Below are 26800 nucleotides of genomic sequence, written 5' to 3' on the forward strand. Positions count from 1 at the left end.
CCCTTCGATCGAGGTCGGCAGCCAGCTAACTGAGGGCATCGGCCGCACGCACGGCGGCCACGAATTCGCGGATCTTCACGGCGTCCTTGATGCCTTTGGAGGCCTCGACGCCGGAGCTCACGTCAACGGACAGCGACTTGGCTGCCGTGCGCAACTGGCGAATGCCATCGCCCACGTTTGCAGGTGTGAGCCCACCACTCAAGACGAGGTGAGCGTCGACGGCGGGTGGAAGATGTGACCAATCGAATGCCTTGCCGCCACCGCCATAGGCTTCGACATGGGCGTCGAGCAGGATGGCGTGGGCGCGGGAGTAATCGGACGCGTATTTTACGAGGTCGAAGCCCGCTCCGGCCGCGCCCAGCGGAATACGGGCCGCGCGCATGAAGCGGTGAGCGCCGCGGCCGCTGGCTTCCCAGCATTGATCGGGCGTCTCGTCGCCATGGAACTGGGCCATAGAACCCGGGACGCCGGCCAGCGAGGCCGCGGCTTGGGCCACAAGCTCGTTGACGAAAAGCAGCACCGGCGTCATGAAGGGCGGCAGCCGCGAGGCCAGCCGGCTGGCGCGTTCCGCCGTCACCGCGCGGGGGCTGGCCGGATAGAGCACGAAACCCACGGCATCGGCACCGGCATCGACCGCGGCATCCACGTCCTGCTCGCGCGTCAGCCCGCAGATCTTGATTCGCGTGCGCGTGGCGGACGGGGCGGAACTCATGGCGGACCATCATACGCAGCGCCGGTGTTCTGCATCGTCGCCTCCGGCGGAAGCCCCCATCCGGCAGCATAGAGCGGCCCCAGGAAGTAGAGGCCGTTCGGCGAAAAAGTCGGAGCGGCCACTACGCGGCTGCGCGCCTCCAGCACGTCGCGCATCCATTCCGGAGGCGCGTCGCCCCGGCCGATGCGCACCAGGCTGCCCATGATGTTGCGGATCATGTGATGCAGGAAGGCGTCAGCCTCGAACTCGAAGTGCCAGCGGCAGCGATCGGCGTCGCCGTGCCGCGTGATCTCGATGCGCCGCAGATCCTTGACCGGCGAACGCGCCTGGCAGGCCGAGGCGCGAAAGGAGCTGAAATCGTGCCGGCCCACCAGCATCGCAGCCGCGGCACGCATCGCGTCGCCGTCGAGTTCGTACATGGACCAGCCCACGCGGCCCGCATCCAGGCTCGGGCGCACCGGGGACTGCGACAGTACGTACAGGTAGCGCCGGGCGAGCGCGCTGGCGCGGCAGTGGAACTGGTCGGGCACCGGCTGCGCCCATTGCACCGCGATGTCGTCGGGAAGAAAACGGTTGGTGCCCCGCACCCAGGAGAAGGGTGCGCGCTCGACGGAGGTATCGAAGTGCACCACTTGCATCAGGGCATGGACACCGGCATCGGTGCGCCCCGCGCAGAGCGTGGAGATGGGCTGAGCGGCGAAGTGGCCGAGCGCATCTTCCAGCTTGTCCTGAACGGTACGGCGCGATGGCTGGCTCTGCCAGCCGTCGTAGGCTTGACCGTTGTAGCGGATGCCGAGGGCCAGCCTCACCGCGGGATCGGCGGCCGCACGGCCGTTCAGCGCAACTGGCCGAGCAGTTGCTTGGCTTCGGCCTTGACCTCGCCCGAGCCCTCGGAAGCCACTTCCTCGACCAACGAGCGCGCACCTTCGACGTCGCCCAGCGCCTTCAGTTCGCGCGCCAGCGAAAGCTTGATGGCATGCGGGCTTTCGCCGCTGTCCTCGACCGGCTCCAGGCGGCCGCGCTCGGTGTCGGCAGGGCTGCGGCCCGACAGGCCGGCCATCGAACTCATGTCGAATTCGATGAAGCCGGAGTCGCCGGGGAGACCGGCGCGCAGGGTCGCGGGCTGGGTGAACTCCTCCTCCGTGTTCAGCGGCGCGCGTGCCGTGTTCGGCTGCAGCGCGCCGGGCGCGGTGTCGAAGTCGTTGTTGAGATCGATCTTGGCGCTCGAAGCGAGTGGTGCGCTGTACTTGACCAGCGATGGCGCTGCGGCATTCTCAGCCCCGTTGCGCGCGGCCGGAAGGGTGGCGTTGACCGGCGCCGCAGCAGCCGGCGCAGGTGCCGGCGGCTTGCTCAAGTCGAGGTCGAAATCGAGCGGCGCGACGGACGGCACGAAGGCCGGCGGCGGCGCGGCCGCGACAACGGGTTTTGCCACGGGGCTCGTTGCCGGTGCGGGAGCAGGCGGGGTCGCGGTTGCCGCGGCCAGCGTGCCGGCGAAGGCGGCGGTCTCTGCGGCCGAGACGCCGCGACCACCCGATTCGTACAGCGGGTTGCCCGGATCCAGGTCCTTGCCCAGTTCGACCACGCGGTTCCAGTCGGCGCCGGTGCCGCCGGTCAGCTTGTGCACGTCGGAGGCCAGCGCTTCGTAGGCGCGCAGGTCGCGCCGCTTGGCGTGGATTTCGAGCAGCTTCAGATGGATGGCAGTGCGCTCCGGGTTGACGCGCAGCGCTTCGCGCAGGATTTCCTCGGCCTGCAGATCGCGTCCATAGGCCAGGTAAACGTCGGCTTCGGCCACCGGATCGACATCACCGGCGTCGAGCTGGCTCGGCGAGTACGACAGCGAGGACACGACCGAGTTGCCGCGGTTCTTGGTGTCTACCGATTCGCCGCCGCTGGCGCCGAAGAAGGAGTCCTTGGGAATGCGGCTCTCGAGGAACACGCTGTCGTTGGCGTCGCGGCGCTTGCGGCCGAGCACGCGGTAGAGCAGGAAGCCGACCAGGAGCGCGATCAGCGCAGCCGCGCCCAGCATGATGGGGTTGTCGAGCAATTCGTCGAAGAAGCTGCGTTCCACCGGCGCGGGTGCAGGTGCGGGCGGCTTGGGCTTGGCGGCGGCCGCTGGGGCAGGCACCGCTGCGGGCGCGGCTGCGGAAGCCGCGGCTTCGGGGGGCGTCGTCGTAGCAGCCGGCGGCGTTGCCGGGGCTTCCGCCGCGGCCGTTGCGGCGGGTGCGACAGCGGCCGGCAGGGCGGGGATGGCCGGGCTGGCTGCAGGCGCGGCAGCAGTGGGAGCGGGGGTCGAGCCCGTCGTGGGCGGGGTCGCGGCCGGCGCAGCCGCCGAAGGTGCAGGTGCAACCGGTGCTGGCGCTGCGGCTGGCGCGGTGCTGCCGGCCGTTGTGGGCGATCCGCTCGCGGCCTGCAGCTTGTTCAGTTCGCTGATGTTCTTGGACAGCTCGGCAACGCGCGTGCTGCTGTCCTGGGCTTGGCGGGCCTTGGCCAGCTGCTCTTCGGTCTGCCGGCCGGCGACTGCGCCGCCTTGGGTGATCTTGAGCTTGTCAGCGGCTGCACTTGCGGCGTTGCGATCCTCGACGTTGGCCTGCAGCTTGCCCGAAGCCTGGCGGTCTGCCTCGGCGACGCGCGAAGCCGGTGCATTCTCGGCCAGGCGCCGGCGGTACTCGCCGAAATCGCGGCTTTGCGCGGTCACGGTGCTCCGGGCTTCGGGGGCCGGCACGCTGCTGGCTTGCGCTGCGCTCGGCACATCGAGCACGGCACCGGCCTTGATGCGGTTGACATTGCCGCCGATGAAAGCGTCGGGATTGGCGCGCAGCAGCGCCACCAGCATCTGGTCGAGCGACACGTCGGCCGATTTGTAAGCGCCAGCGATCTTGCTGGCGGTATCGCCGGGCTGCACGGTCACCTGCTGGTCGCCGCTGCCGGTACGCACCGCGCTGTCGGCTTGCGTCGGGGCTGCCGGGGCCGCAGCGGCGGGCGCGGGGCGTTCGCGGCGGGCCGGGGCTTGCACGACGGCGGGAGCCGTGCGCTGCGAAGGCGCGGTGATCTGCGGTGCAGTTGGGGCGATCGGCGCGGCGGCCGTTGCGGTTCGGCTCTTGGGCGGGTCGAGCAGCACCGTGTAGTCGCGCACGACGCGGCCGGAGTTCCAGGTCGCTTCGAGCAGCAAGTCGATGAAGGGCTCGCTGAGCATGCGATTGCTGCTCAGCCGCACCACATAACGGCCGTCGGCGCGGCGCTGCAGGTTGGTCCGCACATCCGCCAAGGCTGGGTTGTAGGGGACGCCGGCGGCGTTGAATGCGTCCGCCGGGGCAATGCGGACTTTCAGGCCGTCAGCCTCGGCCGCCGTGATTTCGGAGACCTCGATTTCGGCCCTGAGCGGTTCACCCAAGGCCGATTGCACATTGAGCCGCCCGAGCGCCAGGGCGGCCGCGTCGGTACTGATCGCGCCCAGGGCCAAGGCGACCGCGGCGCTGAGAAGTGAGAGCTGGCACCGACCTGAAATCGTCGGAGTCGGGCAAGTGGCCGGGAGGCGGGCCGCAGGCAACGGGTGTCGTGTCATGCTGGTAGGGGGCAGCTCGGCCCAAAAGTGTAAGAGGACGTTAACATCATCACCCCGCACTGACAAGGCGACAGGCCTTATCTACCCAGTGCGCACCAACTTCGGAGCGCTTTCTGCGTTGCGGCACCGCAACGCCGGGCGTCCGGAAGGGCGCCCGACATCGCTTCAGGCCTCGAGCAGGATGCGCAGCATGCGGCGCAGCGGCTCCGCCGCACCCCACAGCAACTGGTCGCCGATGGTAAATGCGCCGACGTATTCGGGGCCCATCGCGAGCTTGCGCACCCGGCCGACCGGGATGCTCATGGTGCCAGTCACTGCGACCGGCGTCAGGTCCTTGAGCGTGGCTTCGCGGTTGTTCGGCACCACCTTGACCCAGTCGTTGTCGGCCGCGATCAGCGCTTCGATGTCGGCGACCGGCACATCCTTCTTGAGCTTGAATGTCAGCGCCTGGCTGTGGCAGCGCATCGCGCCGATGCGCACGCAGAAGCCGTCGACCGGCGTCGCAGCCGTTCCGAAGCCTGCGCCCTGACCGAGGATCTTGTTGGTTTCGGCGCCAGCCTTCCACTCTTCCTTGCTGATGCCGTCGCCGAGATCCTTGTCGATCCACGGAATCAGGCTGCCGCCGAGTGGTGCGCCGAAGTTGGCCGTCTCGGCCGCGCTCAGCGACTGCTGCTTGGCCAGCACCTTGCGGTCGATCTCGAGGATGGCCGACTTCGGATCGTCCAGGAGCGCGCGCACTTCGCCGTTGATCGAGCCGAACTGCGTGAGCAGCTCGCGCATGTGCTGCGCGCCGCCGCCGGAAGCGGCCTGGTAGGTCATGCTGGTCATCCACTCGACCAGGCCGGCCTTGTAGAGAGCACCCACGCCCATCAGCATGCAGCTCACGGTGCAGTTGCCGCCGATCCAGTTCTTGCCGCCCTTGGCGAGCGCCTTCTGGATCACCGGCAGGTTGACCGGATCGAGCACGATGATCGCGTCATCGTTCATGCGCAGGGTGGAGGCGGCGTCGATCCAGTGGCCGTTCCAGCCCGCGGCGCGCAGCTTGGGAAAGACCGCGCTGGTGTAGTCGCCGCCCTGGGCGGTGATGACGATGTCGCACTTCCGGAGCGCCTCGATGTCGTGCGCGTCCTTCAGCGTGGTCTCGTTCTTGGCCATCGCCGGGGCCTTGCCGCCGGCATTGGAGGTGGAGAAGAAAAGCGGCTCGATCAGTCCGAAGTCGCCTTCGGCCTGCATGCGGTCCATGAGGACCGAGCCGACCATGCCGCGCCAGCCTACGAGACCGACCAGAGGTTGAGTTGCGTTCGCCATTTTCAGTTTGCCCTTGTGAAAAAAAGAAAGTTGTCTTTTCTTTGCGCCCGGCTCGTCAGAGCCGGGGGGAGGGCATGACGAAGCGGGCTGCGGTTAGCCGGTAATCGTCTTTTTGGTGATGGCTGCCACCACGGCGTCGCCCATCTCGCGGGTGCCCACCTTGGTCGTGCCCGCGGACCAGATGTCTGCCGTACGCAAACCCTGGGCCAGCACGTGCTTGACCGCCGACTCGATACGGTCGGCAGCCTCGGGCTGGTTCAGGGAAAAGCGGAGCATCATGGCAGCGGACAGGATTGTAGCCAAAGGATTGGCAACCCCTTTGCCGGCAATGTCGGGCGCGCTGCCGTGGCTGGGTTCGTAGAGGCCCTGGTTGCCCGCGTTGAGCGAGGCCGAGGGCAGCATGCCGATCGAGCCCGTCAGCATGGCGGCCTCGTCGGACAGGATGTCGCCGAACATGTTGCCGGTGACCACCACGTCGAATTTCTTGGGTGCCTTGACCAGCTGCATCGCGGCATTGTCGACGTACATGTGGTCGAGTTCGACGTCGGGGTATTCCTTGCCCACCTCGGTCACGATGTCCTTCCAGAACTGGAAGGTTTCGAGCACGTTGGCCTTGTCGACGCTGGTCACGCGCTTGCTGCGCTTGCGCGCGGCCTGGAAGGCGACGTGGGCGATGCGCTCGACCTCGGGGCGCGAATAGCGCATGGTGTCGAAGGCCTCCTCGGCGCCGGGGAAGTGGCCGTCGACAGCGGTGCGGCGGCCGCGCGGCTGGCCGAAATAGATGTCGCCGGTGAGCTCGCGGATGATCAGGATGTCGAGACCCGCGATCAGCTCGGGCTTCAGGCTCGAGGCGCCGACCAGCTGCTCGTAGCAGATCGCCGGACGGAAGTTGGCGAACAGGCCGAGGTTCTTGCGCAGGCCCAGGATGGCCTGCTCGGGGCGCAGCGAGCGTTCCAGCTTGTCGTACTTCCAGTCGCCGACGGCGCCGAACAGCACGGCATCCGCTTCCTTGGCCAGCTTGAGCGTGGCCTCGGGCAGCGGGTGGCCGTGGGCCTCGTAGGCCGCACCGCCGACCAGGGCCGATTCCATTTCGAAGGAGAGGTCGAGCGTGTCGAGCACGCGGATGGCCTCGGCGACGATTTCGGTGCCGATGCCGTCACCGGGAAGAACTGCGATTTTCATGAAGTTTGTTCTGAAGAAGTGGAAGGGGTCAGGCGATCAGCTGGTGGCTGAGCCAGGGCTTCTGCGCCAGGCGCTCGGCCTCGAAGGCCTTGATCTTGTCTTTGTGGCGCAGCGTCAGGCCGATGTCGTCCAGGCCGTTGATCAGGCAGTACTTGCGGAAGGCCTGGACCTCGAAGGCCAGTTCGCTGCCGTCGGGCTTGACGATCACCTGCCGCTCGAGATCGATGGTGAGGCTGTAGCCCGGGAAGGCGAAGGTCTCGTCGAAGAGCTGGGCGACCTGCGACTCGCTCAGCACGATCGGCAGCAGGCCGTTCTTGAAGCTGTTGTTGAAGAAGATGTCCGCATAGCTCGGCGCGATGATGGCGCGAAAGCCGTACTGGTCGAGCGCCCACGGTGCATGCTCGCGCGACGAGCCGCAGCCGAAGTTCTGGCGTGCGAGCAGGATCGAGGCGCCCGCATAGCGCGGCTGGTTCAGCACGAAGTCGGGGTTCGGCTTGCGCGACTTCGGGTCCTGGCCCGGCTCGCCCGGATCGAGGTAGCGCCAGGCGTCGAACAGGTTGGGGCCGAAACCGGTCTTCCTGATCGACTTCAGGAACTGCTTGGGAATGATCGCGTCGGTGTCGACGTTCTCGCGGTCCATCGGCGCCACGAGGCCCTTGTGCACGGTGAATTTCTGCATGGTGTCTGGCTCCTCAGGCGAATTGGCGGACGTCGACGAAATGGCCGTGCACCGCGGCGGCGGCGGCCATGGCCGGGCTCACCAGGTGGGTGCGGCCGCCGGCACCCTGCCGGCCTTCGAAGTTGCGGTTGCTGGTGGAGGCGCAGCGCTCGCCGGGCTCCAGTCGGTCGGCGTTCATCGCCAGGCACATCGAACAGCCCGGCTCGCGCCATTCGAAGCCCGCGGCCTTGAAGATCTGGTCCAACCCTTCGCGCTCGGCCTGTTCCTTCACGAGGCCGGAGCCCGGAACGACCATCGCGAGCTTGACGTTCTTGGCGACCTTCTGGCCCAACTTCTTGACCATCGCCGCGGCTTCGCGCATGTCCTCGATGCGGCTATTGGTGCAGGAGCCGATGAACACCTTGTCGATGAGGATGTCGTTCATCGGCTTGTTCGGCTCCAGACCCATATAGGTCAGCGCGCGCTCGATGGCGCCGCGCTTGTTGGCGTCCTTTTCCTTGTCCGGATCGGGCACGCGGCCGTCCACCGGCACCACCATCTCGGGTGAGGTGCCCCAGGTGACTTGCGGCTTGATCTGCGCGGCGTCGAGTTCGACCATGGCATCGAAGTGCGCATCGGCGTCAGATTGCAGCGTCTTCCAGTAGGCGACGGCCTGGTCCCATTCGACGCCCGTGGGCGCGAGCGGGCGACCCTTGACGTAGGCGATGGTCTTCTCGTCCACCGCCACCAGCCCGGCGCGCGCACCGGCCTCGATCGCCATGTTGCACACCGTCATGCGGCCTTCCATGCTCAGATCGCGGATCGCCGAGCCGGCGAATTCGATCGTGTAGCCGGTGCCGCCGGCGGTGCCGATTTTGCCGATGATGGCCAGCACGATGTCCTTGGCGGTGCAGCCCAGCGCCAGCTTGCCATCCACCTTGACGAGCAGGTTCTTCGCCTTCTTGGCCAGCAGCGTCTGGGTGGCCATCACGTGCTCGACCTCGCTGGTGCCGATGCCGTGCGCGAGCGCGCCGAAGGCGCCGTGCGTGGAGGTGTGCGAATCGCCGCACACCACCGTCATGCCCGGCAGCGTCGCGCCCGACTCGGGGCCGATCACGTGCACGATGCCCTGGCGCTTGCTCAGGAAGGGGAAGAAGGCGGCGGCGCCGAACTCCGAGATGTTGCTGTCCAGCGTGGTGATCTGCTCGCGGCTGACGGGATCGGCGATGCCGTCGTAGCCGCGCTCCCAGTGCGTGGTCGGCGTGTTGTGGTCGGCCGTGGCCACCACCGAGCTGATGCGCCACAGCTTGCGGCCGGCTTCGCGCAGCCCCTCGAAGGCCTGCGGGCTGGTCACTTCGTGGACCAGGTGGCGGTCGATGTAGAGGATCGAAGTGCCGTCTTCCTCGGTGTGGACGACGTGTTCGTCCCAGAGCTTGTCGTAGAGCGTGCGTGCCATGGTGATGGTCTCTTTCGTGGGGAGGGTGATTGTCTTATGCGGCCAGCTGGTCGGGCGCCGCAGCCGGCGCCTGCAGGTGCTTGACGAGCATGCGCGCCGCGACCGGCAGCGTCGAGAAATCGCGTGCGACCAGGCGGATCTCGCGCGCCGCCCAGGCGTCGTTCAGCGCCACGCTCGTCAAGCTGCGGCCGATGCCGCCTTGCATCAGCTCGAAGGCGCGCAGCGGCATCACGCCGATGCCGAGGCCGTTCTCGATCATTCGGCACATGGCGTCGAGGCCGGTCACGTGAATGCGCAGCTTGATCGTGCGATTGGCGGCCAGTGCGGCCTGGTGCATCGCGACGTAGATCGAGCTGTTGGTGTGCAGGCCGACGTGGTCGACATCGAGCGAGTCCGCGAAATCGATCGCGCGCTGCGCCGCCAGCGGATGGCCGGCGGGCACGATCAGCACCAGCGAATCGTGGCGGTACAGCAGGCTCTGCAGTTCGCTCGTGCCTTCGGGCACGTGGCAGATGCCGAGGTCCGCAGCACCCTCGTGGACCGCACGCACCACCTCGCTGCTGAGGTGCTCTTCCAGGTCGATCTTGATCGCGTCGTGCTCGCGCGTGAAAGCGCCGAGGTCCTCGGGCAGGAACTGCACGATGGCCGAGATGTTGGCGTGCACGCGCACATGGCCGCGCACGCCGTCGGCGTATTCGCTCAGTTCGCCCTGCATCTTCTCGAGGCTGTAGAGCACCGAGCGCGCGTGGTGAAGAAGGCTCTCGCCAGCGGGCGTCAGGTCGACGCCGCGCGCATGGCGATAGAGCAGGGGGGTGCCGAGGGTGGCTTCGAGATCCGAGAGCCGCTTGCTGATGGCCGAAGCCGCGATGAATTCGCGCTCCGCCGCGCGTCCGATGCTGCCGAGCTCGCAGACGGCCACGAACAACTGCAGCGACGTAAGGTCGATGCGGCGGGCGAAGCTGCGTTCTGAGGAGGTCATACGGGGCTTGGCATCTCGTATGGAGATGGAGTCCCGTATTTTCCTTCGGTTTCTAAGGAGGAGCCATCGCGATGCGCGATGACATTACTGTCGGCGTGCGATGGGCGAGTGCGTCGTCATTGCTTCTTCTTGCCCGCGTCCTCCATCTTTTCCCCGGCCTTCTGCACGTCTTGGCCGGCACCTCTCCAGGTGTTGCAGCCAGCCAGCGGCACGGAGAGAGTGAATGCAATGGCGACCAATGCGGCAAGTTTCTTCATGGCGGAACTCCTTCGTTGAGGTGCCTTGCAGCCTATTCCTCCCTTGCCGGCGCCGCGTGTCAGCCAAGACGCAAAAAAGCTGCCCGAGGGCAGCTTTCCGAGTTGAGCGCGAACGCGAGGCTCAGCGCTGGGCGATGGGTTGCACGTCGCGCTTGGGCGAGCCTTCGAAGAGCTGGCGCGGACGGCCGATCTTGTACTCCGGGTCGCCGATCATCTCGTTGAGCTGGGCGATCCAGCCGACGGTGCGCGCGAGCGCGAAGATGGCGGTGAAGAGCGGCACCGGAATGCCGATCGCGCGCTGCACGATGCCCGAGTAGAAGTCGACGTTCGGGTAGAGCTTGCGCGAGACGAAGTATTCGTCTTCGAGCGCGATCTTCTCGAGCGCCATCGCGAGCTTGAACAGCGGGTCGTTCTCGAGGCCCAATTCGCTCAGCACTTCCTTGCAGGTTTCCTGCATCAGCTTGGCGCGCGGATCGTAGTTCTTGTAGACGCGGTGCCCGAAGCCCATCAGCTTGACGTTCGAGTTCTTGTCCTTGACCTGCTTGATGAACTCGCCGATCTTGTCGACGCCGCCGGCCTTCTGGATGTCGTGGAGCATGTTGAGCGCCGCCTCGTTGGCGCCGCCGTGGGCCGGGCCCCAGAGGCAGGCCACGCCCGCCGCGATCGCCGCGAAGGGGTTGGTGCCCGACGATCCGCACAGGCGCACGGTCGAGGTCGAGGCGTTCTGCTCGTGGTCGGCATGCAGGATGAAGATCCGGTCGAGCGCGCGCTCGAGCACCGGGCTCACCTTGTATTCCTCGCAGGGCGTCGCGAACATCATGTGCAGGAAGTTGCCCGCATAGCTGAGGTCGTTCTTCGGGTACATGTAGGGCTGGCCGATCGTGTACTTGTAGGCCATGGCCACGAGCGTCGGCATCTTCGCGATCAGGCGGATCGCGGCGATCTCCCGGTGCTTCGGATTGGTGATGTCGGTGCTGTCGTGATAGAAGGCCGACAGCGCGCCGACCAGGCCGGTCATGATGGCCATCGGGTGCGCATCGCGGCGGAAACCGCGCAGGAAGAACTGCATCTGCTCGTTGACCATCGTGTGGTTGGTCACGAGCTTGGTGAAGCCGGCCTTCTGCGTCGCGTTCGGCAGCTCGCCGTACAGCAGCAGATGACAAGTCTCAAGGAAGTCGCAGTTGGTGGCGAGCTGCTCGATCGGGTAGCCGCGGTACAGCAGCTCGCCCTTGTCGCCGTCGATGTAGGTGATGGCCGACTCGCACGAGGCCGTCGACATGAAGCCCGGGTCGTAGGTGAACATCCCTGTCTGGGCATAGAGCTTGCGGATGTCGATCACGTCGGGGCCCATGGTGCCCTTGTAGATCGGCAGCTCGACGTTCTGTCCGCCGTTGCTGAACGACAGGGTGGCCTTGGTCTCGGATGCTTTCATTGCGAGTGTCTTTCAAAGAATGTTCAGGAGGGTTGGGATTGCGCGCCGTCGGTGCGCATCAACTGCAGGAGTTCGATCACGTCGGCCCCGGCCCATTCGGGCTCGGGTTCCTTTCTTCGAAGCAGCAGGTCGAGCAGATCGTTGTCCGACAGGTCCATCAATGTCTCCAATGCCTGCGCCTGCCCGCAGGTCAGACCTTCTTCATGCCGCTCGAAGAAGCGCGCGATGAAGAGGTCGTTTTCGAGCAAGCCGCGCCGGCAGCGCCATCGCAGCTTGCTCAGCGCACGTTCGCTGATCGGCTGCCGGAGGTCGGTGGCGGATTGCATGGTCTTGAAAAGTTCAGATGGCGCGGCGCACCATCAGTTCCTTGATCTTGCCGATCGCCTTGGTCGGGTTCAGGTTCTTCGGGCACACGTCGACGCAGTTCATGATCGTGTGGCAGCGGAACAGGCGGTACGGGTCTTCGAGGTTGTCCAGGCGCTCGGCGGTGGCCTCGTCGCGGCTGTCGGCGATGAAGCGGTAGGCCTGCAGCAGGCCGGCCGGGCCGACGAACTTGTCGGGGTTCCACCAGAAGCTCGGGCAGCTGGTCGAACAGCTCGCGCACAGGATGCATTCGTACAGGCCGTTCAGCTCATCGCGCTCTTCGGGCGACTGCAGGCGCTCCTTTTCGGGCGGCACGCTGTCGTTCTGCAGGTAGGGCTTGATCGAGTTGTACTGTTTGAAGAACTGCGTCATGTCCACGATCAGGTCGCGGATCACCGGCAGCCCGGGCAGCGGCTTCAGCACGATCGTGCCCTTGAGCGTGAGCATGTTGGTCAGGCAGGCGAGGCCGTTCTTGCCGTTGATGTTCATCGCGTCCGAGCCGCAGACGCCTTCGCGGCAGGAGCGGCGGAACGACAGCGTCGGATCCTGCGCCTTCAGCTTCATCAGGGCGTCGAGCAGCATGCGCTCGTGGCCGTCGAGCTCGATCTCGACGGTCTGCATGTAGGGCTTGGCGTCCTTGTCCGGGTCGTAGCGGTAGATCTGGAATGTGCGCTTCATCGTGAAAACCTTGAGATATGTTCTTAGAAGGTACGGACCTTGGGAGGCACGGACTCGACCGTCAGCGGCTTCAGCTTGACGGGCTTGTAGGACAGGCGGTTGTCCTGGCTGTACCAGAGCGTGTGCTTCATCCAGTTGGCGTCGTCGCGGCCCAGCGGCGCAACGGGATCGTCGGACGGGCGCTCGTAGTCTTCGACCGTGTGCGCGCCGCGGCACTCCTTGCGCGCGGCGGCCGAGACCATGGTGGCCTGCGCCACCTCGATCAGGTTGTCGACTTCCAGCGCCTCGATGCGCGCGGTGTTGAAGACGCGCGACTTGTCTTTCAGCGTGACCTTGGCCACGCGCTCACGCACGGCGGCGATCTTCTTGACGCCCTCGTCCATGGAAGCCTGCTTGCGGAACACGGCGGCGTGCTGCTGCATCACGGAGCGGATCTCGCCGGCCACGTCTTGCGCATACTCGCCCGAAGTCGACGACTCGAGCTGGTTCAGGCGTTCCAGCGTGCGATCGGCGGCATCGGCGGGCAGCGGCTTGTGTTCCTTCAGCTTGTCGTTGAATTCGACGATGTGGTTTCCGGCCGCGCGGCCGAACACCAGCAGGTCGAGCAGCGAATTGGTGCCCAGGCGGTTGGCGCCGTGCACGCTCACGCAGGAGCATTCGCCCACCGCGTACAGGCCGTTGACCACGGCGCTGTTTTCCTCGCCCTTCTGGATCACGACCTGGCCGTTGATGTTGGTCGGAATGCCGCCCATCTGGTAGTGGATGGTCGGCACCACCGGGATCGGCTCCTTCGTGATATCGACGTTGGCGAAGTTGACGCCGATCTCGTACACCGAAGGCAGGCGCTTGTGGATGGTCTCGGCACCGAGGTGATCGAGCTTCAGCAGCACGTAGTCCTTGTTCGGGCCGCAGCCGCGGCCTTCCTTGATTTCCTGGTCCATCGAGCGCGAGACGAAATCGCGCGGCGCCAGGTCCTTGAGCGTAGGCGCGTAGCGCTCCATGAATCGTTCGCCGTTGCTGTTGAGCAGGATCGCGCCTTCGCCGCGGCAGCCTTCGGTCAGCAAGACGCCGGCGCCGGCCACGCCGGTCGGGTGGAACTGCCAGAACTCCATGTCCTGCAGCGGAATGCCCGAGCGCGCCGCCATGCCGAGGCCGTCGCCGGTGTTGATGAAGGCGTTGGTCGAGGCCGCGAAGATGCGGCCCGCGCCGCCGGTGGCCAGCAGCACGGTCTTGGCCTGCAGGATGTGCAGATCTCCGGTTTCCATCTCGAGCGCGGTCACGCCGACCACATCGCCCTCGGCGTCGCGGATCAGGTCGAGCGCCATCCACTCGACGAAGAATTGCGTGCGTGCCTCGACGTTCTTCTGATAGAGCGTGTGCAGCATCGCGTGGCCGGTGCGGTCGGCCGCCGCGCAGGCGCGCTGCACGGGCTTCTCGCCGTAGTTGGCGGTGTGGCCGCCGAAGGGGCGCTGGTAGATGGTGCCGTCCGGATTGCGGTCGAAGGGCATGCCGAAATGCTCGAGCTCGTACACCACCTTCGGCGCTTCGCGGCACATGAACTCGATCGCGTCCTGGTCGCCGAGCCAGTCGGAGCCCTTGATCGTGTCGTAGAAGTGGTAGTGCCAGTTGTCCTCGCTCATGTTGCCGAGCGAGGCACCGACGCCGCCTTGCGCCGCGACGGTGTGCGAACGGGTCGGGAACACCTTGGACAGCACGGCCACGTTGAGGCCGGCGCGCGCCAGTTGCAGCGAGGCGCGCATGCCGGAGCCGCCGGCGCCGACGATGACGACGTCGAACTTGCGCTTGGTGATTTGTTCTTTGGTATAGGACATGGGGTCAGACTCTCCAGAGCACTTGAATGGCCCAACCCGCGCACGCTACAAGCCAGACGATCGTGAAAACCTGCAAAACGAGACGGATGCCGACCGGCTGGACGTAGTCCATCCAGATGTCGCGCATGCCGACCCAGACGTGATAGAGCAACGAAGCGATCACGACGAAGGTCAGAACCTTCATCCACTGCGAAGCGAAGATGCCGGCCCACGCGTCGTAGCCGATCGGCCCGCGCGTGAAGATCACCTGCACGAGCAGGATGATGGTGAAGAGCGCCATCAGGGCACCCGTGATGCGTTGGCTGAGCCAGTCGCGCAGACCGTAATGCGCGCCGACGACGATGCGCTTGGAGCCGTAGTTCACAGACATCTCGTGCTCCTTAGTAGAGGCCGAACAGCTTGGCGCCGAGGACCAGGGTCAAGAGGATGCTGATCGCCAGCGTGGCGATGGCCGAGCTGTGGCCGAATTCCTTGCTCGCCGCGGCATGGCTCACGTCCATCCACAGATGGCGCAGGCCGGCGACGAAGTGGTGCAGGTAGGCCCAGATCAGCGCCAGCACCACCAGCTTCAGAAACCATCCCGGAACGAAACCAAGGCCGCTGTTGAAGGCGGCCTTGAAGCGGGCGTAGGAGTACTCGGAAGACACGGACGTGTCGAACATCCAGAGGATGAAGGGAAGCAGCAGGAATATCAGCGCACCGCTCACGCGGTGAAGAATCGACACGACGGCGGCCGGCGGAAGCCGGTAGGTGGTCACATCGGTGAAGACATTGATGTTGCGGAACTCGCGTCGCGGGGGGCGGGGTGGTGTGGCCAGCTCTGTCATGGGGGCTTTCGGGTATATTTTTCGAGGGGCGGCTTGGTCTTTGGCGGAAATGCAAACAACGCAAAATTCTATTGCAACGCACCATCGCGCTTCGTGCGCCGCGAAGTCGTCGCACAGCCTCGCTCGGATGCTACTGATTCGATAGCGGTGGTGCGGAAGGCTCAGCCAAGTTCATTGCGATAGTGGTGCGTGTCGGTGCGATAGAGGCCGCGGCGCAGTTCCATCGGCGTGTCGTGATAGGTGTGGGCCACGCGCTCGACGCTCAGAAGCGGCGTGGCGGTGGAAACGGCGAGCAGCGCGGCCTGCGCCGCGTCCGGCAGCACGGCGCGAATCTTTTCTTCGGCGCGCACCATGCGCACGCCAAACTCGGTTTCGAACATCGCGTACATCGGGCCGTGCCAGGCGTTCAGCCGCTCCGCCGTCAAACCCTTGAAGGGCGCGCCCGGCAGCCAGAGGTCTTCGAGGATGGTCGGCGTTCCGCGGTACGCCAGCACGCGCCGAACCTGCAAGACGGCATCGCCGGTGCGAAGCGCCAGCAGGCGCGCGATGTCGGCGCTCGCGCGCAGCCGTTTGCAGTCGACGATCTCGCGCTCGGCCGGGCCCTCGCTGTCGACGTCGCCGCTGTCCGGCACCAGCTTCAGGAAGCGGTACTGGACGTGCTGCTCGGCGTGCGTGGCGACGAAGGTGCCCTTGCCCTGGCGGCGCACGACCAGGTTCTCGGCCGCAAGCTCGTCGATGGCCTTGCGCACCGTGCCCTGGCTCACGCGAAAGCGCGCCGCGAGTTCGATCTCGCTCGGGATCGGCTCGCCCGGCTTCCATTCGCCTGCATGCAGGCTCTGCAGGATCAAGGACTTGATCTGCTGGTAGAGCGGGCTGAACGAGGGCGTCAGCTCGGCAAGCGCGGTGGGGGAGGTGCTCATGTCGGCCGACATCTTATATAAGACACAAGACTGGCGCCATCGAAAGCGCAAATCGGCATAAAATCTTCGACGGCCTTTGCGCCCGGGCGGATCGCCCGGCCCGACCTCCGCGGCCGCACCCGCGACCGCGCACCGTTTCATCACATCCTGGAGTTTTCCCATGAGCAAAAAGCCTGTTCGCGTTGCCGTCACTGGTGCCGCCGGTCAGATCGGTTATGCCCTGTTGTTCCGCATCGCCTCCGGCGAAATGCTCGGCAAGGACCAGCCGGTCATCCTGCAACTGCTCGAGATCCCGGACGAGAAAGCCCAGAAGGCGCTCAAGGGCGTGATCATGGAGCTCGAAGACTGCGCCTTCCCGCTGCTCGCCGGCGTGATCCCCACCGGCGATCCGCTGGTCGCCTTCAAGGATGCCGACTACGCGCTGCTGGTCGGCGCCCGCCCGCGCGGCCCCGGCATGGAGCGCGCCGACCTGCTGGCCGCCAACGCTCAGATCTTCACGGCTCAGGGCAAGGCCCTCGACCAGGTTGCGAGCCGCAACGTCAAGGTGCTGGTGGTCGGCAACCCCGCCAACACCAATGCCTACATCGCGATGAAGAGCGCGCCCAGCCTGCCGCGCAAGAACTTCACCGCCATGCTGCGCCTGGACCACAACCGTGCCGCCAGCCAGATCGCCGCCAAGACCGGCACCGCCGTCGGCGACATCGAAAAGCTCACCGTCTGGGGCAACCACTCGCCCACGATGTACGCCGACTACCGCTTCGCCACGGTCGGCGGCAAGAGCGTCAAGGACCTGATCAACGACCAGGTCTGGAATGCCGACGTCTTCCTGCCCACCGTGGGCAAGCGCGGCGCCGCGATCATCGAAGCGCGCGGCCTGTCCTCGGCCGCTTCGGCTGCCAACGCCGCCATCGACCACATGCGCGACTGGGCCCTGGGCTCCAAGGGCAAGTGGGTCACCATGGGCATCCCGTCGGACGGCCAGTACGGCATTCCGAAGGATGTGATCTTCGGCTTCCCGGTCACCACCGAGAACGGCGAGTACAAGCTGGTCGAAGGCCTCGAGATCGACGCCTTCAGCCAGGAGCGCATCGACAAGACGCTGAAGGAACTGCTGGACGAACAGGCCGGCGTGGCACACCTGCTCTAAGCGCAGTCAGTCACCGGCATGCTCGACTGGAATCCCGCGCTCTACCGTCGCTACGAGGACGAGCGCACGCGCCCGGCACAGGAGCTGCTGGCGCGCGTGCCCTTGACCGGGGCGGCCCGCGTGGTCGACCTCGGCTGCGGGCCGGGCAATTCCACCGAGCTGCTGGTGCAGCGATTTCCCGCTGCCGAGGTGCTCGGCACCGACAACTCCGAAGCCATGCTGGTCAGCGCGCGCGAGCGCCTGCCCCAGGCCCGCTTCGAACTCAGCGACATCGCGCGCTGGCAGCCCGAGCTGCCGCCCGATCTGATCTACGCCAACGCCTCCTTGCAGTGGGTGCCCGATCACGAGACGCTGATCCCGCGCCTGTTCGCTGCATTGGCGCCCGGCGGCGTGCTCGCCATCCAGATGCCGGACAACCGCGAGGAGCCCACGCACCGGCTGATGCGTGAAGTCGCGGCCGAGGCGCCGTGGACTCAAGTGATCGGCGATGCGGACAAGCTGCGCACGCAACTGCTGCCGATCGACGGCTACTACGACCTGCTGGCGGCCGATTCGGCACAGGTCGACGTCTGGCGCACCGCCTACCAGCATCCGATGGGTTCTGCCGCCGCGATCGTCGAGTGGGTGCGCGGCACCGGGCTCAAGCCCTTCGTCGACCGGCTGCCGGCCGATCTGCAGGCCTGCTACCTGGCCGAGTACCAGCGCCGTGTCGACGGCGCTTATCCCGTGCGCACCGACGGCAAGCGCCTGCTGGCCTTCCCGCGCATGTTCATCTTGGCGCAGCGCAAGGCATGAGCCGCCGGGCCGTTCCCAAGGCGAATACCGCAGCGCGCAGCGCGGAGGTTACGCAATGAGCACTTCCGCGCATCCACGGGACGTGCTGCTCGGCGCGCAAGCCGGTGCCGTCGTGTTGCCCGTGTGCGACCACTACAGCGGCGTCGAATCGCGCATGCGCAAGAGCCTGGCGCTGCAGGCCGAGATGGCCCAGGAGTTCGGCGCCTGCGTGTTCGATGTCACGCTCGACTGCGAAGACGGCGCCCCCGTGGGCGGCGAAGCCGAGCATGCCGCGCTGGTCACCGAGTTGGCGCTGGCTGCCGCACCCGGCATGCGCGTGGGCGCACGGGTGCATCCGGTCGACCACCCGGCCTTTGCCGGCGACGTGATCACCATCGCGGGGCGTGCCGGCCATCGCCTGAGCCACCTGATGGTGCCCAAGGTCGAATCGGCCGAGGACGTGCGCGAGGCCGTCGAGGCCCTCAACGCGGCCGGCGCCGAAGCGGTGCCGCTGCACGTGCTGATCGAATCGCCGTTGGCCGTGCACCATGCCTTCGACATCGCCGCCCATCCGCGCGTCCAGTCGCTGAGCTTCGGCCTGATGGATTTCGTCTCGGCGCACGGCGGCGCGATCCCGGCCGAGGGCATGGGCGCGGCCGGGCAGTTCACGCATCCGCTGGTGGTGCGCGCCAAGCTCGAAATCGCTTCGGCCGCGCACGCGCACGGCAAGGTGCCGTCGCATTGCGTGGTTACAGAATTCAACGACATCGATGCGATGCGCGCCGCGGCGAAAAAAGCAGCGGGTGAGTTCGGCTACACGCGCATGTGGAGCATCCACCCGAACCAGATCCGCCCCATCCTCGAGGCCTTCGCGCCCGATGAGCGGCAGATTCAAATGGCTACAAAAATCATAGCGGCTGCCACTGCCGCCGATTGGGCGCCGGTCAGTTTTGATGGCACATTGCACGACCGCGCAAGCTACCGTCATTTCTGGCAGGTACTTTCGCGTGCGCACGCCACCGGCCGTGCGCTGCCGTCCGAGGCGCAAGCTTGGTTTGCTGCACCGGCGTCCTCCTGAAAACCGAACCTCCTCCAAAGGAAAGACACCCATGAAGAAGATCGCACTGATCGCCGCCGTCGCCCTCGCGCTGCCGGCCCTTGCCCAGAACGCAGCGGATTCCGCCGCCAAGCCGCCCCTCAAGGAACGGGCCAAGAGTACGGCCAAGAGCGTGACGCAGAAGGTCGTGCCCAAGCGCGTCATCAAGAAGGTCGAGGAAACCAAGCCCATCAGCGAAGAGACCGACGTCGTGCTCACGCCCGAAGACCTGGCCGTCGCGCAGCGCGTGCTCACCGGCACCATCAAGTGCGAACTGGGCGCGAGCGTGAAGATCGATGCCAGCGAGAAGAAGCAAGGCTTCTTCATCGTCACGCACGGCACCACGCGCTATTTCATGCACCCGGTCAACAGCCGCACCGGCGCAATCCGCCTCGAAGACCCGCGTGCCGAAGCCATGTGGCTTCAGCTGGGCAACAAGTCGATGCTGATGAGCCAGAAGCAGGGCCTACGCCTGGCCGACGAATGCCAGGCAACCGAGCAGGCGCTGATGGCCGAAGACATGAAGAAGAACCCGCCCAAGAGCCTGTTCGAGGGCGCGGACGCACCCAAGAGGTAAATCAAGGCGCCGGCGGCCCGCCTTTTGCTAGGCCGCCACTGGTTTCAGATCCCGGAGAAAAAGATGTTGCAAGCCTACGTTGACCATGTCGCCGAGCGCGCCGCGCTCGGCATCCCGCCGCTGCCGCTGTCGGCCCAGCAGACCAGCGAGCTCATCGAGCTGCTGAAGAACGCCACCGCCAAGGACGGCGAATTCCTGCTGAACCTGCTCACGCACCGTGTGCCTGCCGGCGTGGACGACGCGGCCAAGGTCAAGGCGAGCTACCTGGCGGCCGTGGCCCACGGCAGCGAGAAGAGCACGCTCATCTCGCGCGCCCATGCCACGGAACTGCTGGGCACCATGCTCGGCGGCTACAACATCAGCCCGCTGATCGACCTGCTCGACGACGCCGAAGTGGGCGCCGTCGCAGCCGAGGGTCTGAAGAAGACCCTGCTGATGTTCGACCAGTTCCACGACGTCAAGGAAAAGGCCGACAAGGGCAACGTCAATGCCAAGGCGGTGCTGCAGAGCTGGGCCGATGCCGAGTGGTTCACCAGCCGGCCCGAAGTGCCGCAAAGCCTCACGATCACCGTGCTCAAGGTGAGCGGCGAGACCAACACCGACGACCTGTCGCCCGCGCCCGACGCCACCACGCGCCCCGACATCCCGATGCATGCGCTGGCCATGCTGAAGAACGCGCGCCCCGGCATCACGCCGGAAGAAGACGGCAAGCGCGGCCCGGTCAAGTTCATCGAGTCGCTGAAGGACAAGGGCCACCTGGTCGCCTACGTGGGCGACGTGGTCGGCACCGGTTCGTCGCGCAAGAGCGCCACCAACTCGGTGCTCTGGTTCACCGGCCAGGACATTCCCTTCATCCCCAACAAGCGCTTCGGCGGCGTGTGCCTGGGCAACAAGATCGCGCCGATCTTCTACAACACGATGGAAGACGCGGGCGCGCTGCCGATCGAGCTCGACGTGAGCCAGATGGAGATGGGCGACGTGGTCGAGCTGCGCCCCTACGAAGGCAAGGCGCTGAAGGACGGCAAGCTCATCGCCGAGTTCAAGCTCAAGAGCGATGTGCTGTTCGACGAAGTGCGCGCCGGCGGCCGCATCCCGCTGATCATCGGCCGCGGCCTCACGGCCAAGGCACGCGAGGCGCTGGGCCTGCCGGCTTCGACGCTGTTTCGCCTGCCGGTCAGCCCGGCCGATTCGAAGAAGGGCTATTCGCTGGCCCAGAAGATGGTCGGCCGCGCCTGTGGCCTGCCGGAAGGCATGGGCGTGCGCCCGGGCACCTACTGCGAGCCGAAGATGACCAGCGTCGGTTCGCAGGACACCACCGGCCCGATGACGCGCGACGAGCTGAAGGACCTGGCCTGCCTGGGCTTCAGCGCCGACCTGGTGATGCAGTCCTTCTGCCACACGGCGGCCTACCCGAAGAAGGTCGACGTCAAGATGCACCACGAGTTGCCCGACTTCATGAGCAACCGCGGCGGCGTCTCGCTGCGCCCGGGCGACGGCGTGATCCACTCGTGGCTGAACCGCCTCTTGACGCCCGACACGGTCGGCACCGGCGGCGACAGCCACACGCGCTTCCCGATCGGCATCAGCTTCCCGGCCGGTTCGGGCCTGGTGGCCTTCGCGGCTGCGACCGGCGTGATGCCGCTGGACATGCCCGAGTCGGTGCTGGTGCGCTTCAAGGGCACGATGCAGCCAGGCGTCACGCTGCGCGACCTGGTCAATGCGATTCCGCTCTATGCGATCAAGTCGGGCCTGCTCACGGTCGAGAAGAAGGGCAAGAAGAACATCTTCTCGGGCCGCATCCTCGAGATCGAAGGCCTGCCGGAACTCAAGGTCGAACAGGCCTTCGAACTGAGCGACGCCTCGGCCGAGCGTTCGGCCGCGGGCTGCACGGTGCACCTGAACAAGGAACCGATCATCGAGTACATCAACAGCAACATCACGCTGATGAAGTGGATGATCGCCGAAGGCTATGCCGATGCGCGCACCCTGCAGCGCCGTATCGCCGCGCAGGAAGCCTGGCTCAAGGATCCGCAGCTGCTCAAGGGCGACGCCGATGCCGAATACGCCGCCGTGATCGAGATCGACCTGGCCGACATCCACGAGCCCATCGTGGCCTGCCCGAACGACCCCGACGACGTGAAGACGCTGTCGGACGTGGCCGGCGCCAAGATCGACGAAGTGTTCATCGGTTCGTGCATGACCAACATCGGCCACTTCCGCGCGGCGTCCAAGCTGCTCGAAGGCAAGCGCGACATCCCGGTCAAGCTGTGGATCGCGCCGCCGACCAAGATGGATGCGCAGCAGCTCACCGAAGAAGGCCACTACGGCGTGTTCGGCAACGCGGGTGCGCGCACCGAGATGCCGGGCTGCTCGCTGTGCATGGGCAACCAGGCGCAGGTGCGCGAAGGCGCGACCGTGATGTCGACCAGCACGCGCAACTTCCCCAACCGCCTGGGCAAGAACACCAACGTGTACCTGGGCAGCGCCGAGCTGGCCGCGATCTGCTCGCGCCTGGGCCGCATTCCGACCAAGGAAGAGTACATGGCCAGCGTCGGCGTGCTCGATGCGTCGAGCGCGCAGATCTACCAGTACCTGAACTTCGACAAGATCGAGGATTACAAGGGCGTGGCGGATTCGGTCGCGGCCTGACCGTTGCTCGCCGCCAGGCGCCTCAGTAAAAAGCCCGCCTCTAGGCGGGTTTTTTTTCTCCTTCGTGGAGCGCTGCCAGTGCTGCGGCCGTCTGCGCATCCGCCGGAAAGAAGGACTCCACCGCCAGTTCCTGCAGCGTGACATCCACCGGCGTGCCGAAGATGGTGGTGGTGCTGATGAAGCTCAGCACGCCTTGCGGCGTCACGAACTGGAAGGGCACCACCACGCCGTTGAACTCGCCGCCCGCGGCGGGCGTGTCGTGGCTGACGTTCGGTGCCGGGTAGGCCGCCAGTTCGTCGTGCAGTGCAGAGAGCGCCGCGTCGCCCGTGGCCGCGATCTGTTGCTGCAGCCGTTCGAGCAGATGCGCGCGCCACTGGGCCAGGTTCGCGATGCGCGAGGCCAGGCCATCGGGGTGCAGGCTGAGCCGCAGCACGTTGACCGGCGGCTTCAGCAGCTCCGGCGCCGCGCCCGCCATCAGCAGCGGCACGAGCGCGTTGTACGCCACCAGGTTCCAGTGGCGATCGACCGCCAGCGCCGGAAAGGGCTCGTGCCCCTTGAGCACCAGGTCGACCGCCCGGCGCGCCGAGGCGAGGGCGGGATCGTCCAGCGAGCGCTGCCGGTACATCGGCGCGTAGCCGGCCGCCACCAGCAGCGTGTTGCGTTCGCGCAGCGGCACTTCGAGCCGCTCGGCAAGGCGCAGCACCATCTCGCGGCTGGGCTCGGCGCGGCCGGTTTCGACATAGCTCAGGTGGCGCGTCGAGACCTGGGCCTCGTGCGCCAGGTCGAGCTGGCTCAGGCGGCGGTGCTGACGCCAGTGGCGCAAGTGGATGCCGAAGGGGTCGGCCGCGGTAGGAGGTGTGCTGTGGGAGCTCATGGCCGCCATCCTAGTGAAGCGGCGCGCCGCGGCCATGACCTCCCAGGTCATCGACCGTCCGCCGTGTCGCCGGAATGATGGACCCCAACGCGGCAGGAAGGGCCTGCGGCGTGCCACACAAGGAGTCCATCATGTCCGTCTTCGCTTCTTCCCGCTTTCTGCCCCGCGTGATGTGGGCCGATGCCGCTTCGTGCGCCGCGACCGGCCTGCTGCAGGTGGCCTTCACCGGCGTGCTGGCCCGCCTGACCGGTCTGCCCGCGCCCCTGCTCCTGGGCACCGGCGTCTTCCTGCTGGCCTATGCCGCCGCCGCGGCATGGATGGCCGGCCGCGGCGTCCCGCCGCGCCGGCTGATCGGGCTGGTGGTCGTCGGCAACTTCGGCTGGGCCGCGGCCTGCGTTGCCCTGCTGGCCATCGGCGGGGCCGCGATCGCGCCGCTCGGGTGGGCCTGGGTGATTGCGCAAGCCCTGACCGTGGTCGTGCTGGCCGAACTGCAATGGATGGGCCTGCGCCACAGCCGGCCGGCGGCCCGCGGCGCGATCGCGGCATGAGCCTACGGAGCGCTGGGGTGCGCTCCCCGACTACAGCCGTTGTCATCGATCCCTGCTATCTTTAAGGAGCTTCCACGAATCACAGGAGTTCCTCATGGCCAAAGAACCGGCACACGCTTTTGCCCCCATGCTCAAGACCTTCAAGACCGCATCGGGCAAAGCCGGCAAATACTGGTCACTCAAGGAACTCGCGAAGCAATACCCCAACGTCGACAAGCTGCCGGTGTCGATCCGCATCGTGCTCGAATCGGTGCTGCGCAACTGCGACGGCCAGAAGGTCACGGCCGAGCATGTCGAGCAGCTCGCCAACTGGGCGCCCAATGCGGAGCGCACCGACGAGATCCCCTTCGTCGTGACCCGCGTGGTGCTGCAGGACTTCACCGGCGTGCCGCTGCTCGCAGACCTTGCCGCCATGCGCAGTGTCGCGAAGTCGCTGGGCAAGTCGCCCAAGACCATCGAGCCGCTGGTGCCGGTGGACCTGGTGGTCGACCACTCGGTGATGGTGGACCACTATGGCACGCCCAAGGCACTCGACCTCAACATGAAGCTCGAGTTCCAGCGCAACAACGAGCGCTACCAGTTCATGAAGTGGGGCATGCAGGCCTTTGACACCTTCGGCGTGGTGCCGCCCGGCTTCGGCATCGTGCACCAGGTCAACCTCGAATACTTCGCGCGCGGCGTCTACAAGAGCCCGAACGACGACGGCGACCCGCCGGTCTACTACCCCGACTCGCTGGTCGGCACCGACAGCCACACCACCATGATCAACGGCATCGGCGTGGTGGGCTGGGGCGTGGGCGGCATCGAGGCCGAGGCCGCGATGCTGGGCCAGCCGGTGTACATGCTCACGCCCGACGTGGTGGGCTTCGAGCTCAGCGGCAAGCTGCGCGAAGGCGTCACGGCCACCGACCTGGTGCTCTATGTCACGGCCATCCTGCGCGGCGAGAAGGTGGTGGGCAAGTTCGTCGAGTTCTTCGGCCCCGGCGCGGCCTCGATCGCGGTGCCCGACCGCGCGACCATCGGCAACATGGCGCCCGAGTACGGCGCGACCATGGGCTTCTTCCCGGTCGACGAGATGACGGTGGCCTACTTCAAGGGCACCGGCCGCACCGACAAGGAAATCGAGCGCTTCGAGGCCTACTACAAGGCGCAGGGGCTGTTCGGCATGCCGGCGCCCGGCGAGCTGAACTACACCAAGGTCGTCAAGCTCGACCTCGGCACCGTGACGCCGAGCCTCGCAGGCCCCAAGCGCCCGCAGGACCGCATCGATCTCGGCCATCTCGCGACCAAATTCTCCGAGCTCTACAGCAAGCCCAACGAGGCCAACGGCTTCAACCAGCCGGCCGACAAGCTCAAGCTGCGCTATCCGCTGCCGCACAACGGCGAGTCGGCGGAGCAGGAGCCGGACGACCCGAAGCCGGGCGCGCCGCGCCCGGTGGTCGAAATGGCCGACAACAAGCCAACGTCGGAATCAGCGCACGTCGGCGACACGGCAGCCCATGTGAAAGCCAGCGGCGTGACCATCGGCAACGGCGACGTGCTGATCGCCGCCATCACCTCCTGCACCAACACCTCGAATCCCAGCGTGCTGCTGGCTGCCGGCCTGCTGGCCAAGAAGGCGGTGGAGGCGGGGCTCACGGTCAAGCCGCACATCAAGACCTCGCTGGCGCCGGGCTCGCGCATCGTGACCGAGTACCTCGAGAAGGCGGGCCTCCTGCAGTACCTCGAAAAGCTCGGCTTCTATCTCGCGGGCTACGGCTGCACCACCTGCATCGGCAATGCCGGCGACCTGGCGCCCGAGATCAACGAGGCGATCACCAAGAACAACCTCGTGGGCGCGGCCGTGCTTTCGGGCAACCGCAACTTCGAAGCGCGCATCCATCCGAACATCAAGGCCAACTTCCTGGCCTCGCCGCCGCTGGTGGTGGCCTATGCCATCGCGGGCAACGTGATGGTCGATCTCATGACCCAGCCGGTGGGCAAGGGCAAGAAGGGCAAGGACGTCTACCTCGGCGACATCTGGCCCAGCATGAAGGAGATCGACGAGAACCTGCACTATGCGATGAATGCGAAGGCCTTCCGCAAGAACTACGAGCAGATCAAGGACAACCCCGGCAAGCTGTGGAGCAGCATCAAGGGCACGACCGGGCAGGTGTACGACTGGCCCAAGTCCACCTACATCGCCGAGCCGCCCTTCTTCGAGGGCTTCAAGATGGAGCCGCACGCATCGGACGCCGGCTTCACCGGGGCGCGCATCATGGCGCTGTTCGGCGACTCGATCACCACCGACCACATCTCGCCGGCCGGCTCGATCAAGGAAAGCTCGCCGGCGGGCATCTGGCTCAAGGCGCATGGCGTGCAGAAGGCCGACTTCAACAGCTACGGCTCGCGCCGCGGCAACCATGACGTGATGATGCGCGGCACCTTCGCCAACGTGCGCATCAAGAACCTCATGATCCCGCCGGGCCCGGATGGTTCGCGCGAGGAAGGCGGGGTCACGCTGTTCCAGCCGGGCAACGAGAAGATGTTCATCTACGACGCGGCGATGAAGTACATCGAGCAGGGCGTGCCCACCGTCATCTTCGGCGGCGAGGAGTACGGCACCGGGTCGTCCCGCGACTGGGCGGCCAAGGGCACGCAGCTCTTGGGCATCAAGGCGGTGGTGGCGCGCAGTTTCGAGCGCATCCACCGCGCCAACCTGGTCGGCATGGGCGTGCTGCCGCTTCAGTTCCGCGGCGCCGATTCATGGGAGAGCCTGGGGCTCACCGGCGACGAGAAGATCGATGTCGTGATCGGCGGCGAACTCAAGCCGCAGATGGACGTCAAGATCGTGGTGCACCGTCCCGACGGCAGCCACCAGGAAGTGACGGTGCGCCTGCGCATCGACACGCCGATCGAGGTCGACTACTACAAACACGGCGGGATCCTGCCTTTTGTGCTCAGGCAGCTGCTCGCTGCCTGAGCACACA

At 66.4% G+C, this 26800-nt stretch carries 24 protein-coding genes; 7 read left to right on the plus strand and 17 right to left on the minus strand.

Annotated elements, in window-relative coordinates; translation table 11 throughout:
• Positions 1-25 precede the first annotated feature (25 nt).
• The 16 genes from ACSQ9I_RS07530 to ACSQ9I_RS07605 form a co-directional block, all read right to left on the minus strand.
• Complete coding sequence (locus tag ACSQ9I_RS07530; protein ID WP_093106538.1) at positions 26-712, minus strand: phosphoribosylanthranilate isomerase; 687 nt, start codon at positions 710-712, stop codon at positions 26-28.
• On the minus strand, positions 709-1521 hold the full coding sequence (truA, locus tag ACSQ9I_RS07535) for a tRNA pseudouridine(38-40) synthase TruA (RefSeq protein ID WP_093106535.1): 813 nt from the start codon (positions 1519-1521) through the stop codon (positions 709-711). The genes ACSQ9I_RS07530 and truA overlap by 4 nt, the downstream gene beginning before the upstream one ends.
• A 26-nt stretch (positions 1522-1547) precedes the next feature.
• A complete protein-coding gene (locus tag ACSQ9I_RS07540; protein ID WP_436312739.1) occupies positions 1548-4172 on the minus strand; it encodes a FimV/HubP family polar landmark protein in 2625 nt (874 codons plus the stop codon).
• Between the two features lie 267 nt (positions 4173-4439).
• Entirely contained in the window at positions 4440-5582 is a 1143-nt protein-coding gene (gene asd, locus ACSQ9I_RS07545) for an aspartate-semialdehyde dehydrogenase (protein WP_436292610.1), read from the minus strand.
• 93 nt (positions 5583-5675) lie between these two features.
• A complete protein-coding gene (gene leuB, locus ACSQ9I_RS07550; RefSeq protein ID WP_093106527.1) occupies positions 5676-6764 on the minus strand; it encodes a 3-isopropylmalate dehydrogenase in 1089 nt (362 codons plus the stop codon).
• A gap of 28 nt (positions 6765-6792) precedes the next feature.
• Entirely contained in the window at positions 6793-7443 is a 651-nt protein-coding gene (leuD, locus tag ACSQ9I_RS07555) for a 3-isopropylmalate dehydratase small subunit (RefSeq protein WP_093106524.1), read from the minus strand.
• A 13-nt stretch (positions 7444-7456) separates the two neighbouring features.
• Positions 7457-8878: a 3-isopropylmalate dehydratase large subunit gene (gene leuC, locus ACSQ9I_RS07560; RefSeq protein WP_436312740.1), complete on the minus strand. Its 1422-nt coding sequence runs from the start codon at positions 8876-8878 to the stop codon at positions 7457-7459.
• A gap of 34 nt (positions 8879-8912) precedes the next feature.
• Positions 8913-9857 (minus strand): LysR substrate-binding domain-containing protein, encoded by a 945-nt coding sequence (locus ACSQ9I_RS07565; protein WP_436312741.1) that lies wholly within the window; start codon positions 9855-9857, stop codon positions 8913-8915.
• Between the two features lie 116 nt (positions 9858-9973).
• Positions 9974-10114 carry an entericidin A/B family lipoprotein gene (locus ACSQ9I_RS07570; RefSeq protein ID WP_093106516.1) on the minus strand — a complete coding sequence of 47 codons (141 nt, stop codon included), beginning with the start codon at positions 10112-10114 and terminating at the stop codon, positions 9974-9976.
• Between the two features lie 121 nt (positions 10115-10235).
• On the minus strand, positions 10236-11546 hold the full coding sequence (gene gltA / locus ACSQ9I_RS07575) for a citrate synthase (protein WP_436312742.1): 1311 nt from the start codon (positions 11544-11546) through the stop codon (positions 10236-10238).
• A 23-nt stretch (positions 11547-11569) separates the two neighbouring features.
• On the minus strand, positions 11570-11872 hold the full coding sequence (locus ACSQ9I_RS07580) for a succinate dehydrogenase assembly factor 2 (protein WP_093106511.1): 303 nt from the start codon (positions 11870-11872) through the stop codon (positions 11570-11572).
• A gap of 13 nt (positions 11873-11885) precedes the next feature.
• Positions 11886-12587 carry a succinate dehydrogenase iron-sulfur subunit gene (locus ACSQ9I_RS07585; RefSeq protein WP_093106509.1) on the minus strand — a complete coding sequence of 234 codons (702 nt, stop codon included), beginning with the start codon at positions 12585-12587 and terminating at the stop codon, positions 11886-11888.
• Positions 12588-12610: 23 nt separating this feature from the next.
• Positions 12611-14419 (minus strand): succinate dehydrogenase flavoprotein subunit, encoded by a 1809-nt coding sequence (sdhA, locus tag ACSQ9I_RS07590; protein ID WP_093106506.1) that lies wholly within the window; start codon positions 14417-14419, stop codon positions 12611-12613.
• A gap of 4 nt (positions 14420-14423) precedes the next feature.
• Positions 14424-14789 (minus strand): succinate dehydrogenase, hydrophobic membrane anchor protein, encoded by a 366-nt coding sequence (gene sdhD / locus ACSQ9I_RS07595; RefSeq protein ID WP_436292613.1) that lies wholly within the window; start codon positions 14787-14789, stop codon positions 14424-14426.
• Between the two features lie 10 nt (positions 14790-14799).
• On the minus strand, positions 14800-15246 hold the full coding sequence (gene sdhC, locus ACSQ9I_RS07600) for a succinate dehydrogenase, cytochrome b556 subunit (protein WP_093106502.1): 447 nt from the start codon (positions 15244-15246) through the stop codon (positions 14800-14802).
• A gap of 161 nt (positions 15247-15407) precedes the next feature.
• Complete coding sequence (locus tag ACSQ9I_RS07605; RefSeq protein ID WP_436292614.1) at positions 15408-16166, minus strand: GntR family transcriptional regulator; 759 nt, start codon at positions 16164-16166, stop codon at positions 15408-15410.
• 160 nt (positions 16167-16326) lie between these two features.
• On the opposite strand from ACSQ9I_RS07605, the gene ACSQ9I_RS07610 reads away from it, so the two are divergent.
• The 5 genes from ACSQ9I_RS07610 to ACSQ9I_RS07630 all read left to right on the plus strand — a co-directional run bounded on the left by ACSQ9I_RS07610 (position 16327) and on the right by ACSQ9I_RS07630 (position 22409).
• On the plus strand, positions 16327-17313 hold the full coding sequence (locus tag ACSQ9I_RS07610) for a malate dehydrogenase (RefSeq protein WP_436292615.1): 987 nt from the start codon (positions 16327-16329) through the stop codon (positions 17311-17313).
• A gap of 18 nt (positions 17314-17331) precedes the next feature.
• Positions 17332-18108, plus strand: coding sequence for a trans-aconitate 2-methyltransferase (tam, locus tag ACSQ9I_RS07615; RefSeq protein WP_436312743.1), 777 nt, complete (start codon positions 17332-17334; stop codon positions 18106-18108).
• Between the two features lie 55 nt (positions 18109-18163).
• Positions 18164-19165, plus strand: a complete 1002-nt coding sequence (locus tag ACSQ9I_RS07620) for an HpcH/HpaI aldolase/citrate lyase family protein (RefSeq protein WP_093106491.1) — start codon at positions 18164-18166, stop codon at positions 19163-19165.
• 31 nt (positions 19166-19196) lie between these two features.
• On the plus strand, positions 19197-19760 hold the full coding sequence (locus ACSQ9I_RS07625; protein WP_436303177.1) for a hypothetical protein: 564 nt from the start codon (positions 19197-19199) through the stop codon (positions 19758-19760).
• 63 nt (positions 19761-19823) lie between these two features.
• A complete protein-coding gene (locus ACSQ9I_RS07630) occupies positions 19824-22409 on the plus strand; it encodes a bifunctional aconitate hydratase 2/2-methylisocitrate dehydratase (protein WP_436312744.1) in 2586 nt (861 codons plus the stop codon).
• A 40-nt stretch (positions 22410-22449) separates the two neighbouring features.
• Here the strand turns inward: ACSQ9I_RS07630 and ACSQ9I_RS07635 are convergent, their stop codons facing one another.
• The gene (locus ACSQ9I_RS07635) at positions 22450-23283 is read right to left on the minus strand and encodes a helix-turn-helix domain-containing protein (protein WP_436312745.1); all 834 of its coding nucleotides are present in this window, start codon (positions 23281-23283) and stop codon (positions 22450-22452) included.
• Between the two features lie 131 nt (positions 23284-23414).
• Between ACSQ9I_RS07635 and ACSQ9I_RS07640 the strand changes: the two genes are divergently transcribed.
• Positions 23415-23831 (plus strand): hypothetical protein, encoded by a 417-nt coding sequence (locus ACSQ9I_RS07640; RefSeq protein ID WP_436303178.1) that lies wholly within the window; start codon positions 23415-23417, stop codon positions 23829-23831.
• A gap of 94 nt (positions 23832-23925) precedes the next feature.
• A complete protein-coding gene (locus tag ACSQ9I_RS07645) occupies positions 23926-26793 on the plus strand; it encodes an aconitate hydratase (RefSeq protein WP_436312746.1) in 2868 nt (955 codons plus the stop codon).
• Positions 26794-26800: the final 7 nt, after the last annotated feature.

Origin of the sequence: Variovorax sp. LjRoot84, from assembly GCF_964254305.1 — a bacterium.
Classification (GTDB): domain Bacteria; phylum Pseudomonadota; class Gammaproteobacteria; order Burkholderiales; family Burkholderiaceae_C; genus Variovorax.